8 protein-coding genes are annotated in these 13957 nt (G+C 39.3%); 4 read left to right on the forward strand and 4 right to left on the reverse strand.

Features of this window, described 5'->3' with window-relative positions:
• Nucleotides 1-13 precede the first annotated feature (13 nt).
• Nucleotides 14-1039 carry a thiamine-phosphate kinase gene (gene thiL, locus F6K06_RS04680; RefSeq protein WP_124143568.1) on the reverse strand — a complete coding sequence of 342 codons (1026 nt, stop codon included), beginning with the start codon at nt 1037-1039 and terminating at the stop codon, nt 14-16.
• A 911-nt stretch (nt 1040-1950) separates the two neighbouring features.
• Between thiL and F6K06_RS04685 the strand changes: the two genes are divergently transcribed.
• The gene (locus F6K06_RS04685; protein WP_124143569.1) at nt 1951-3648 is read left to right on the forward strand and encodes a TrkA family potassium uptake protein; all 1698 of its coding nucleotides are present in this window, start codon (nt 1951-1953) and stop codon (nt 3646-3648) included.
• A gap of 123 nt (nt 3649-3771) precedes the next feature.
• The gene (locus tag F6K06_RS04690; RefSeq protein ID WP_287243564.1) at nt 3772-5877 is read left to right on the forward strand and encodes a thioesterase domain-containing protein; all 2106 of its coding nucleotides are present in this window, start codon (nt 3772-3774) and stop codon (nt 5875-5877) included.
• A gap of 741 nt (nt 5878-6618) precedes the next feature.
• Here the strand turns inward: F6K06_RS04690 and F6K06_RS04695 are convergent.
• On the reverse strand, nt 6619-8019 hold the full coding sequence (locus F6K06_RS04695; RefSeq protein WP_124143571.1) for a YdiU family protein: 1401 nt from the start codon (nt 8017-8019) through the stop codon (nt 6619-6621).
• Between the two features lie 418 nt (nt 8020-8437).
• Complete coding sequence (locus tag F6K06_RS04700; RefSeq protein WP_287243563.1) at nt 8438-9646, reverse strand: transposase; 1209 nt, start codon at nt 9644-9646, stop codon at nt 8438-8440.
• Nucleotides 9647-10083: 437 nt separating this feature from the next.
• On the opposite strand from F6K06_RS04700, the gene F6K06_RS04705 reads away from it, so the two are divergent.
• Nucleotides 10084-10872 (forward strand): tRNA-dependent cyclodipeptide synthase, encoded by a 789-nt coding sequence (locus F6K06_RS04705; RefSeq protein WP_161565131.1) that lies wholly within the window; start codon nt 10084-10086, stop codon nt 10870-10872.
• A 351-nt stretch (nt 10873-11223) separates the two neighbouring features.
• Nucleotides 11224-12759 carry a cytochrome P450 gene (locus tag F6K06_RS04710; RefSeq protein ID WP_124147765.1) on the forward strand — a complete coding sequence of 512 codons (1536 nt, stop codon included), beginning with the start codon at nt 11224-11226 and terminating at the stop codon, nt 12757-12759.
• Nucleotides 12760-13438: 679 nt separating this feature from the next.
• Here the strand turns inward: F6K06_RS04710 and F6K06_RS04715 are convergent.
• Nucleotides 13439-13939, reverse strand: a complete 501-nt coding sequence (locus tag F6K06_RS04715) for a TerB family tellurite resistance protein (RefSeq protein ID WP_287243562.1) — start codon at nt 13937-13939, stop codon at nt 13439-13441.
• Nucleotides 13940-13957: the final 18 nt, after the last annotated feature.

Genomic DNA, 13957 nt, shown 5'->3' on the forward strand with positions numbered 1-13957 from the left:
ATAAATAATTTTTTCAAAAATGTTGAAATGCTTGGCTAAGTGTAAGTTGCTCGTTTGGGTAAATTCCTTGGCTATCTATTAATAAGATGTCGGTGTCGTCTGTGGTTGTACCTACTATGGCTGCACCGACTCCAATTTTTTTGACTAATTCTTGGCCACAAATTGGAGGTAAGCATAATACTAGCTCGAAATCTTCTCCTCCATAGAGTGCCCACTTTAATGCTTGTTCGGGTGAGACAAGTTTAGTTAAAGAAGAAGGAATGGGAATTTGATTGCGATCGATCTTAGCTCCGACCTGAGATGCTTGACACATCTGAACGATCGCATCTGCTAGCCCATCACTACTGTCCATTCCTCCTACTAAGACCGAGTTTTGGTTCTTCTCTACACTATTAGAACTATTTAAAGATAAGCAATTCCATAAATTTGTTAAAAGATCGAGCCTTGGTCGAGGACGTTGATGATCTAAAATTAGGGAAGAACGTTCTGCTTCTGTGAGAAATTCACCTAGTTCTGGATGCAGTAATAATTCTAACCCTGCTTTTGATGCTCCATGTACTCCAGTAACAACGATCGCATTTTGGGGTTGGCAATTTGAACGAAGAATAGTCTGTGAAGGTTCAATTTGTCCGAAAGCAGTAATTGAGATAGTACGGATAGGCGATCGCACAATATCTCCACCGACTATAGGAGTATTATATGGTTGTAGACATTCAGAAATTCCTTGGTAAAGTTTTTCAACCCAAGTAACGGGAGTATCGCCAGTGAGACCGAGTGCGATCGTAATACCAATAGGGAATGCACCCATTGCTGCGAGGTCGGATAAGTTGGCAGCAGCGCTACGCCAACCGACATCTTCAGGGGAAGTGGTGCGATCGCTAAAATGTACTCCATCAACGAGTGTATCTGTTGTAACTACTAATGATTTGTGGGGTTGAATTGGCACAATAGCAGCATCATCCCCAACAACTTCTGTGGGGCAAAAACGGTGTAATACCTTTAAAAGTCCTTGTTCACTAATATCTTTAACTGTGGTCATGACAATCTATACTATACTGCAGTTATATTTAGAATTCAAACCTACATATCTAATTACTTTTGAAAGTCTAAAATTTCTCAATTATTTGTTTTTATATCATGCTTGGATAATTACTGATCGAAAAATACTTTGTTTTTAGCTATAGGAGAATATGTATTCAGTAATTATCTGCAAACTTACTCTTTAAATCATCAGTATCATCAGTATCTGTAGTTAATTTACAAGTTTTACCTAAATCAAGGTTGTCAAGAATAAAGAGAGGATCTAAGTCTATTTCTCCAGAATTGAGAAATAGTAAAATAAAGTGTATTAAATCTATAGTTATTTATCTAAATTTCTAGAAACTAAAAGTTAGATTAAACAATAAGTTTTGCTCCCTCTATCTGAAAATAGATTTCAGATAGCAATTTTGAATTATTAGCTTCTATTGCCTTTTCCCAGAATATTTTGTAAGTAACATAAAAAGGCTTTATATCAGCTACTTATATACTTTCAATCATGTGCATAATTTTGATAGTAATTATACACTATATTCTTCAAAAAATATAATCATTCAAAAGTTTTTTTTCTCGATGAAAAATCAATATTACTTTGATATATTTGTGCTTTTTTTGTTAGAATATGAATTATTAAGGAGATTGATTAGTTTGAAAAATAGCTGAATTTAAACTGATTTTTGTAACTCACTAAAAAGAATGATTGATAAAAATTAAAAAACAACATTAATTTTTGTGTCAAAAAATCAAGATAAATCAATAAAAAGAATGACTATTGACAAAAAACAAAGATAAATATTAGCAAAAAAACAGTGTTGTAAGTTACATTTTTTTTAGTATAAATAATAAATGATAGTTTATAGTACAAACTAAAAGATGACTTCTTAATATTACTTTAATAAGTTTCCCGATCTAATGAAACCTAGAATAATAGTCTGTGGCTTGGGTCGTACCGGCTACAAAGTATTCCGTTTATTAAGACAGCAGGGTGCAACAGTTGTAGGTATAAGCGATCGCCCACTCCGTGGAGAGGGTACAGAGATTATTGTCGGCAACTTTCGTTCAGCATCTACCTTATTAGCAGCAGGCATTCAAAGCGCTCATACTCTGGTTTTAGCAGGGAAAGATGAGTCTGTTAATTTGGCCGTCTTAATGTTAGCAAGAATTCTCAATCCGAAAATTCGGATTATCAATCGCCTATTTAATACAAGTTTGGGCGATCGCTTAGACCACACTCTAACCGATCATACAACAATGAGTGTGTCAGCTTTAGCAGCTCCAGTGTTTGCTTTTGCAGCTTTAGGAAATCATGCTATTGGCCAGTTACACATATACAATCAGACCTGGCCAATGCGAGAAGAATTAATCGGCCATAATCATCCTTGGAAAGGTCGTAAACTGAGTTCTTTGTGGGACGACCGCTCTCTAATGTTGATCTACTATATACCAGTGGCAGATCCAATAGATTTAGTCTCTGCTGTAGTAGAAGAGCGGGAGTTACAGGTAGGAGATCGTCTGATTCTTTCTAGCAAACCAAAGCTGCGAACTCGCAGACAAAATTTAGTTTATTACTTATTCAAAATATTTGGCAGACTCAGGCAATTTCAGCGACACAGTAAATCAGCAGTAATTCTCAACTTGGCTCTTTTAGTAACTGTGTTATTCTGCACTATTACTTATATTAGTATAAATCTGAATAACAGCTTTGTTGATTCTCTCTATTTTACAGTTGGGATGATTACGGGAGCAGGGGGAAATGAAAAAATAGCCGAACAAGCACCAGGCAGTATCAAAATATTTACTTCGATAATGATGCTTGTGGGAACGGCGATCGTTGGTATTTGTTATGCGCTCCTGAATGATTTTGTATTAGGTACTCGCTTCCAAGAGTATTGGGATGCTGCCCGCATACCACTAAAACAACATTACATTATTTGTGGGTTTGGTGGCATTGGTTTACATATTGCCGAGCAACTGATTGGTAGTGGGTATGAAGTAGTAGTGGTAGAGCGTAACCCTAGCTGTAGATTTCTCAGTACTGCCAGGTCTATGAAAATTCCTGTAATTGAGGGAGATGCAAGTTTATCTACGACTCTAGAAGTTGCCAATATTGAAAAAGCTGAAGCACTTTTAGCTGTAACTGGTAATGATATTGTTAATTTAGAAATTGCTCTGAGTGCCAAGGGACTTGTTCCTAAAATCACAGTTGTGGTGAGAAGTCAAGACCCGCACTTAGCTCTAATGGTGCAACAGGTTTTTGAGTTTGAGTCTGTACTTAGTCCCACAGAATTAGCTTCCCCTGCTTTTGCAGCAGCAGCTATCGGCGGTAGAATTCTTGGTAATGGGATTACAACAGATAGTTTGTGGGTAGCGTTAGCCACTTTAATTACACCGGGACATCCTTTTTGTGGAAAAATTGTTCAACAAGCAGCTAGCAGTGCTGATTTTGTACCTTTGTATATAGAAAGCAACGGTAAAGAAATTCATGGTTGGGAATTGCTAAATGCGACTCTGAATTCTGGTGATGTTTTGTACTTAACGATGCCAGCTAATAGATTAGACCAACTCTGGAGAGATGCACCTATACAACTAATAAGTAATGCTGTTAAATAGTTTAATTCTCCACCGAATAGATTGGGAGGTTTGCAAATATGTCATTTTTATTCTCCTGGGTTTTAACTCAGGAGTTTTCAACTTTTCGTAATTAATTAAGTGGGTAGGAAAAATTATAGCGCTGTGCGCAGGCAACAGCTCCGGAAAGCAACAGCTCCGGAGCCGTACTGGGTTAGTCGTTCTCCAAAAGAATTCTACGATCTGTTAGTCCAACATCAGGTGACTGTCCTGAATCAAACTCCATCTGCATTCACTCAACTAATTGAAGTCGATCAAGACTATAGTGTTGATGCTCTCAAACTACGATATGTCATCTTCGGGGGGGAAGTTCTACAGATAAAAACTCTTGTCCCCTGGTTTGAGCGGCATGGCGATCGATTCCCTCAGTTAATCAATATGTATGGTATCACGGAGACAACAGTCCATGTAACATACAAAATCTTAAGCACAGACAACATAGAACAGGTCAGTAGTCCAATTGGAAAAGCTTTAGGCGATCTGAAAATTTATATCCTTGATCGTGATTTACAACCAGTACCCATAGGAGTAACAGGAGAACTACATATTGGTGGTGCAGGTTTAGCACGAGGATATCTAAACAGACCAGAATTAACAGCAGAAAGATTCATACCTAACCCTTTCGATCTTCACAACTCTAAACTATATAAGACAGGAGACTTAGGTAGATATTTACCCGATGGCAATATAGAATTTATCGGTCGCATCGACAACCAGGTAAAAGTGCGAGGATACCGTATTGAAACAGGAGAAATAGAATCGACTCTCACTCAACATCCCAGTGTTAAACAAGCAGTAGTATTAGCAACAGAAGATAACTCTGGTAATAAAAGTCTAGTCGCTTATCTAGTGCTAGAAAGTGAAACTCCAGAAGGATCGCAGACAGAAGCAATAGGAAAATTGAAACAGTATCTGAAACAGCGGTTGCCGCAGTATATGATACCAAGCGGGTTTGTAGTGTTGCCGCAACTGCCACTGACTCCTAACGGTAAGGTAGATCGTAAGGCATTACCTATACCGGATAATATCAGTAGTGTATCAACGGAGTATGTTGCTCCTGAAACAGAGACACAGAAAGCATTAGCAGAGATTTGGCAAGAAGTGTTGGGAATAGAACAGGTGGGAATGCATGATAACTTCTTTGACCTCGGTGGTCATTCTCTGTTAGCAGTGCGTCTCATGGCTGAGATTGAGAAAGAATTTGGCCAAAATATATCTTTAGCAGCCCTTTTCCAAGGTCCTACCCTAGAAAAATTAGCCATTCTACTGCGCCAAAGCGGGGACGCGGGGACGCCTATAAGAGAAATTCAACCCAAAATTTCGCTCACTCAAAAAACTGATACTCACTCTTGGTCTCCCTTAGTTGCTATTCAACCCCAAGGAAACCACCCACCGTTCTTCTGTATGCCTGGTTCCGGTGGCAATGTGGTCTACTTCCACCAACTTGCCCGTCATCTGGGAAACGAGCAACCCTTTTACGCTTTGCAACCTCCATCCTTAGATGGGGTATCAGAACCCTTTAGTAGTCTTGAAGAGGTAGCTGCCTACTACCTCCAAGCCATCCAAACCCTTCAACCCTCTAGTCCGTACTTCCTCGGCGGTCATTCCTTTGGGGGTCTAGTTACTTTTGAAATGGCACAACAGCTACAACAGAAGGGAGAAACAGTCGCCCTACTCGCCCTATTTGACTTTCCCGCCCCACTTCAAGGTACCACCCCAAAACAGCTAGATTGGGATGATACCCGATGGTTGTCCAATATTGCCCATATGCTAGAAATTTTATCTGGGAAAAATTTCGACATTTCTTATGAAACCCTCAAACCTTTAACTCCTGAAGCACAATTAAACTATCTCAAACGGCAGATGGAAATCGTCAGTTTATTGCCACCTAACTCAGGAATTGAACGAGTGCGTGGGATTGTCCAAACTATTAAAGCTGAGGAATTGGCTTTTATGAGTTATCTCCCACAAAGAAGCTATCAAGGTGCGATTACCCTGTTCCGTACAAGTAAAGTTGATCGGGATGAATTGGGAATGCTTGGTGACATTCCCACAGATACAACTTGGGGATGGAACCAGTTTTCTAGTCAACCTGTAGAGGTTCATGTGGTTCCTGGAAATCATATTACCATGTTGAGTGAACCTCACGTAATGGTATTAGCTGAAAAACTTAAATTTTGTCTAGCTAAAGCATGGAAAACTGAATTATAAGGGATTTATCAAAGCAAGATTTATTGATTACCGTTGCTGATTATGGGTATGATTATGCCGTTCTGAGAAACCTATGATTATCTATAGATAGCCATTTGGTATCTTTGCAAAGTGGCAACAGTTGTCATTGCGACCGAAGGGAAGCAATCTCATGGTCAAACGAGATTGTTTCCTTCCACTCCGTTCCAGTCGCAATGACGAATGCAGTGACTAATTACCCGGATTTTATATAGCGCTGTGCGCAGGCAACAGGCAACAGGAGGAATAAAAGACCGATAGTATAATATCATGTCCGGTAGCATCGGTCTTGTATAGCAAAGGTAAGGAAGAAGGAAGAAGGAAGAAGAAAGAGGGAAGAGGGAAGAAGGCTACCCTCGCAAGAAAAAACCATCATTTCCTGTAGATATTCACCCTTGGGTTTACACAAACGATATAAACGGACATGATATAAGACTTTTAGCTATTGGACAGTTCTTGTAATTTGTAAATATGCCAGCGCACATTGCTATAATAATGCAATTAAGGGGATTTGATATAAACAGGACTTACGCAAACAGGGAAATTATACACCATTTGTAGGGATTAACGGCCGTTAATCCCTACAAATTTAGTTAATCTGGTAAGAAGACAAATTGATATTATTAGGACTTATATCATGTCCGGATAATCAGTTATAAAAAAAACTTTCTCCCTTCTAACCTTTTCTTTCCCTCTGCCTTCTGCCTTCTGCCTCCTGCCTCTTCAATCACATATTTGCTTCAGTAAATCATAAAATGGCTGCCAATTATCCTCTACTGTAATGGATTCCCATACTGATTCAATTATAGGTCGAATTAAACTTTGTTGAGGATTATATTGCTTCAACCTTTCTGCCATTGCTTTTAATTCATCATTAGAATAAGTCTGTAATAAATGATAATAATATTGTCGCCACGACTCCATTAATTCTGATTGTTCAAAATCAGCAAAAATTTGATTAACATCATCACGCCAATCTGGAGAAAATTCTTTTCTCAATCCTAAAAAGAAATCGTGATAGCCAACCTGAGAACTTTCCAGCAGTTTAATAGTTAGCTGAAGTAACTTTTCTGCATCTGTTTCTGGCAAATGTTCAAACCCTAACCTATTAATCATTAATCGCCTATATTCAAGCAGATAAACATCATCAAACTCATCTAAACTCGCCCTCATATTTTCTCGGTCAATAACTGCAGCTAATGCGTCTTGAAGTAAGTGTAAATTTGACTTACAAACTAACGGTTGATGACTGTAACGATAAAGACCAGAATAATCAAAATAAGCTGCTGTAAATTTGGGGTCATAAGTGGGAATAAAAGCATAAGGACCATAATCAAAACTTTCCCCAGTAATTGACATATTATCAGTATTTAATACACCATGACAAAATCCCGCAGCCATCCATTGAGCCACTAATTTCGCAACTCTTTTTACTAATTCTGAGTAGAATAAAGAATAGTGATCGCTCTGTTCTTTTAATTCAGAATAATAATAATCAATTACATGATCTAATAGCTTTTTAGTTAAGTCGGGACGTTTGAAATAATACAACCTTTCAAAGGTACCAAACCGGACATGAGAACTACTAAAACGTACCATCACCGATGAACGAGTAGGAGAAGGTTCATCTCCACGCCATAACCCCTCCCCAGTTTCAATCAAACTCAAACATCGAGAAGTACGAACCCCATGACGATGTAACATTTCGGCGGCTAATACCTCTCTGACCCCACCTTTTAGAGTCAGTCTGCCATCCGCACTGCGAGAATAAGGTGTTCTACCGGAACCCTTTGTGCCAAAATCATATAATTCACCATTTACCCCACGCACTTGACCATAAAGAAAACCCCTACCATCTCCTAAATAAGGATTATATTCACCAAATTGATAACCGTGATAACGTAGAGCTAAAAAAGGTCCGACACAATGAAATTTACCAAAAGCTTCAATAAAATGCTCATCCTTAACATCTTCAGGAGTTAGTCCTATTTTAGGGAGCAATTTATCATTACGAAACCGCAAAATATGTTGGGGAAATTCAGCAGCAAGTACTTCATCATAATAGTCACCACCTAAAGCTTGGATGGCAGGTTCATAGTTGAGCGAAAGGAGAGGATTAGACATTGTTTTCTAAGTCAAAAGTAATATCATAAGTTAAATCCAGGAGATTATGAGTTAAACATTTTTTTATTATTTTTCAATACATTCACTTCTGCTCAAATCTATTCTGTAATTAAAATTGTACAAACATGATTATATTATATGAAGGAAATGACAAGATGGAAGAAGGCTATCTTCTCAGAGGCTGTTTGTAAAGAATTATGAAGTGTTTTTGGCCTTTGTTAATCTTTTAACTATTGTGCTATTGTGGGGGTTCGAGGGAGCTATAAGTCCCGCGTTATGGCTTCCCAGTTCTAAGCTCTGTATCAAAAAGACAAAACTTGAGAACTTATGCAAATAAGCGATGTGTATTAAACTGATGCCTACAAGAGCAGTTTGTTAAACGTCACCGTACGAAAAAAACTGTAGAAAATTGCAGTTGTTAAATTCTTGATATTGGATTAACCAATATAGGCTGTACGGCACAGCTCACTATTCCCTCGGCAGTAAAGCACTCTGGGAATTTCTTTCTGATAATTTGAAGACTACCATTGATATCCGCATTAATCACTTTACCAGTTCCACTTCTAAACAAACCACGTTTGACTCGTTTTCCCACATAATTTTCCTGCTGACATGGCAATTCTAGGTCAAGTGCAGAAGTAATACTAGTGTAACTTTCTTCTGTATCCATAACTTTGATACCAGCTAGTTGACATTTATAAGTTATCTGTTGAATTAGCTTTGAGTGGGGTATTTGGGTAAAGTTTTGATTGTTTTTTTTACCGATGTTTGCACCCTGTTTCCAGTTATCATTTTGGCCGATGACTACAATACCAATTCTGTTAGTGACTAAATAATTCACCACTAATTTACTGGTGTTATGCAGATAATTCTCGACAAAACGATTTCGGCGGTAGGTTAACGCTTCAATCTTACGGCTAGTTTTTCTGTTGCCTTTGAGATGACTTTGGTACTTAGCTTTACGCTTATTATATAGTTGATTGACGCTTTTTAGTGGCTTCCCGTTAATCAGCATAGGTTTAACACCGGGCTTGTTTGTAGATAGAGCTACTAATCTGTCAATCCCTAAGTCTATTCCGGCTACATATGTTGAGTGTATTTGTGGCTGAAGAGTTTTTTCATACAGTACTTCAATTATATAGCAGCTCGTAGCAGGTACTATCCTGACTTCGATTACAGTTTCCACAACTACAGGTATTTTGATTTCACTCATGGATAAGTGACAAATACCATCTTTTAGAGGGGCTTTATAGACTGATTCCTTTGAATATATAACTACATTTCTACCTTGAGTTTTATTCTTATACTTTGGTATTTTGGGTTTACCTAAAAACTTCCCTGGATGTTTTGACCATTCTTTGATTGCCTGAAAATAACCACGCCAAGTGGCAACCAAGCATTTGATTATTTGTTTTGATACTTTAGTTGGTAATGATCTATAGGCATCACTCTCTTTGGTTGCATGGTATAGTTTGGTTAAATCCAGACTATGACCAGTAGAGAAAAAATGCTGACGACAGTAATAATTAGCCAAATTATACAAGTTTTTTGACTTAAAGGCTAACTCATCACACACTCGCCAAAAGTTATGTGTTCGGTTAATAATATGTCTGTCAACAAGTCGCATTCATGCAGAATTATTTCATTTTTTTAGTTACCTGTTTAATATTAACACACATTTGTTACAAATACCAACTATTTTATACAATTTTCATTCAACAGTTAATCACCCCGATCCTAATTCCCCCAGTTTTCAATATTCAGTTATATCAAATCCGTTTAATTCGGTATAAAAAAATGTTCCATCTTCAACCATTACCAAATATTTCTCGATAATTCCCCTCCACCGGAGGGGTTAGGGGTGGGTCCCCACACTCCCCACCATAATAATCTAATTACACCGATGCTACCGGATTTGATATTATATCATGCCCGAAGGCAATCGTTTGTGTAAACCCAAGGGTGAGTATATACAGGAAATTTAAGTTTTTTTTTCTTGCTATTAAACCTTCCTGTCTGTTTCCCGTTCCTTACCTTTGCTATACAATACCGATGCTACCGGACATGATATTACTTGTTTGTTGTCTGATAAAAATGTTTATGGCTTCTTTACCACCAGTTCTAGAGCGATTAAATAACTCTCCAACCTCGGAATTAATTCTTGGGTTGCAATATAAAGCTAAAATTGATTCTGTACATCCTCTCTGTGCCAGGACTAATTTTGAACAACTTGATTCCTGTTTTTTAGGAGTGAGTCTTGAGAATAGTAATTTTCAACCAGCAAAGGTTAAGGCCATGGTTGAATGGATTTCCCGGAGGTTTTCCCATTGTCTAGTCTTGGTGGGAGACAGCATTCACCGTATCAATATAGAACTGAAGCGATCGCTAGACCAAGAAACTGCACTGGTTGAAGCTTTAGAAATTGGTCGTGCTTTCGTTCGGGAACAGGAACATATTTTTAAGGCATTTGGAGAGCAGACTAAATTTACCTTCGAGACTTGCAGTCAAATTCAGACCTGGGATGATTATGCACACTTTCACCAATATCTCCAGATATATTTTAAAAGCAATGCTAAATTCCGCTCGTCAGTTGAAGCATTTAGTCGCAACTATCAGATTAGGCGATATTCAAACCAGAGCGATACCTTGCTCGAGCAGCGCATTCGCCGATCCTGTGACTACTTCTTAGAGGAATTTGCTATTTTCGCCTGTCTTCAAAAGCGTGGGTTTTCGGTCATGGTATACCCAGGAACATTCAGCACCCTAACTGAGATTGTCAACGGAGATTATCCAGATATTTTGGAAGAGATTAAGCAATTAATAATAGTATCTCTCCATTTTAAGAAGCGCTAACTATGCATAAGTAGGGTTTGCTGAAAAAGTCTTATGGGTAAGGCAAGGAGACAGGAGACAGGAGTCAACCCACCCCTAACCCCTCCCCTCCTGGGAGGGGAAGTCAGGATAAATGGGAATTAATAGAGGAGGTTGGAGGAGGAATTGTCCCTTGATTTTTCCGCCTTTGTCTGCTCAAAATGCTAACTTTTTGAGCTTGAGCAACCGACAAGCTTGCACTTTTTTCGCTCCAAAAAGTCTAAATCCTTTATCTGTAAATACTTTGAGGGTTAATCAGCAAGCCCTAAGTAGCCACTTAACTTTGATATAATCCTGAAAATCTATCTTGTAGTCTAGCGAGGAACCAGTACTATGACCAATTCAGAACGACCAGAAAATGCTCTCACAAGGACGCCAATGCCACTCTGGCTGCATCTCTGGGGGCGAGTAAACAGATGGGGGGAACGCCTGCTTGGCACTTTTTGGCTATTTCGATATTTTAGCTCTCCTTTCCCCGGCGTACTTGCCCATCATTTTGGCCCAAATCTTTTCCAAGACCACGGAAATGCCTTTCGCCAAGCAACTGTCGATAGAGGAGAATCAGCATCAAACTATTTTCGCACTTCAGGTATTAGTGCTTGTGCTGAGGCAAACGGGGGCATTTGCTCTTTCCGATTTAATGGACAGATTGCCATTTACCAAAACACGAATGTTCCCCTCACGAGAGACCAGGTTCTAGCACCATCTACAGACCCGGTCAGTGGGCTATTCGGTGATTTTGTCGGCACTCTGCCAAACGACCATCCCCTTCGCCCAGGGAAGCGAGCTGCAGTGGAGAGATCCCTTGGCAATCTAAATTTCATCGCCAAGCTTGAGCCAACTGTGAGAAAACACGCTGTGGACTACCTCAAAAGTGTGGCGAGTCAAGAAATGCCTCTCGACGACTTTGCACTTTTCCTTGTCGCCCATGTAGACAGCTTCGTTCCCGGAATACTTGACCTGACTCAAACGCCCCTGACAACTTATTTGGCATCAACAGAGTATGGTCGAGTGACGCGGGACTTCATAGATATTGCCTCGGAGGCGATCGGTAAGGTCAACCCTGCGGCTATGAGCGACTTTGAAACCATTATTCCGTTTGTTCGCCAGCTTCTGACAGACAACTTTGAAGCCTTGGAAGCAGCTCCTGACTCGAACCTGATCCGGCGGCACTTTGCTCTCTGGGAGCGATCGCTAACAATCCCAGAAATTGAGAATCTCGACCCCGCCAAGTTGAAGGAACTCGGTGCTATCATCGTGGCAACTTACGAAACTACTGCCTTGAGTATGTTGTGGCTCCTTGCTTTTTTGGAAACCTCGCCCGATATTAAAGCAAGCGTTGTTACCGAGGCTCGTTCTGGTGGTAATGAGGAAAAACTATCCTTCATCAATAAAGTTGTACTAGAGGCATTACGCTTAGGTGGTAGCAACCCCACAGCATTATGGCGTCGCACGACTACCCCTTTTGTTCTTCAGCATCAGGGGCGTTCGGTCACAGTTCCGCAGGGCACTATGATGTGGCTCGATCGTCAGCAGGCGAACTCCGATCCGTCGATATTCCCTAATCCGAACCTATTCGACCCAACAAATATAGATGCCATCTTAAAATCTAATCGCGAAAACCTCAATTCGGTACTTGCACGCGATCGCTATGAGATCAATTCCTTCAGCATGACCAACTCTCAGGGAAACCCTCGCAAGTGCCCTGGAAGAATCTTCTCGGTACAGATGCAGTCTATTCTGTTATCGGAGCTTTACAGTCGCTACGAAGTTTCAGCTCAAGGCATTGACCTACAGTTAAAGCACTATAAGACTATGCCCCGACCTGCACAACCAGGAACAATTGTCATCGAACCTCTAGCTGAATAAAGTTTGATATAAAATCAGGTTGAACACTTATTAGACTTGTCGCTTTATAACTATAAAAAACTGCTAAACCCTTATCATGTAAGGATTTTAGCAATTTCCAGTGCAAAACGTATGGAATTACTACTGTGTCTTAATTTGAGCGATTTTTTCTATCTATTTAGCGACAACTCTATTATATAAGCGGATTTGATCTCATCCAAAAATTTCAATAACTATAACGTTACAGTTTAGGATATGATCCCTCATTAGTGAAAAAATCAGAAAACATTACCGCGATTAACCCGGTTTCTGCTTATATAACTGGATTCTATATCATATCAAATCCGGTAGCATTAGTATAATTCAGTAGTGAGGAATAATAAGTCGAAATTCTAGGAATGAGCAACATTTTTTCCCTACTGACGATAGGAATTATATTACTCCGAAGCCAACGGATTTGATCTCATCCAAAAATTTCAATAACTATAACGTTACAGTTTAGGGTATGATCCCTCATTAGTGAAAAAATCAGAAAACATTACCGTGGTAAACCAGGTTTCTGCCTAATATAAAATCAGGTTGAACACTTATTATATAACCGGATTCTATATGAGAGGATTTGGATTTACTTGTTGGACAAGTAGCTTCAAGTCCTCTCTCGCTATTACAGATATGCAATCGCTATAGATATAAGGCAGAATTAAGCTTTTGTTTCAAATAAAGCAATGCGCAGTCGATCTGCTGTATCTTCCATTTCGGCAACCGACTCTAGACTAACAACCACCTTGCTGTCAACGCCTAAAATTTCTGCCGCTTTAGCCACCGCCGCTTTTTCTTTTTCATGGTAGAACCCATCAGCTCGACTCATTTTGATCGCTTGGTACAATAGGGAGTGGCGAAAATTAAGTGGAAAATTAAATTTTATTTGACTCAATAGCTCTTCAAGGTTAGCATTTTTCCAATCGAATTTGCGGAGGATTTCAATATACTCTTGAAATGCTTCCGAGTCTACTGCCACCATTTCCTGTTCGTCAATATACCACTGAAATTCTGCTTCTGCCAGTTGTCCATCCGCTCCAGCGATCGCCAATAACGCGCAACCACAATTGACTCCTACCTCAAAATCAATTAAAGATTGAGCGGCGATGCCATATTTATGTTGAGCATATTTGCTCAGTGCGACAGTTTTTCCACTGCTCATATTTTCCTCCTTTTATTC

It is taken from the genome of Okeania sp. SIO1H4 (assembly GCF_010672695.1).
GTDB lineage: Bacteria > Cyanobacteriota > Cyanobacteriia > Cyanobacteriales > Microcoleaceae > Okeania > Okeania hirsuta.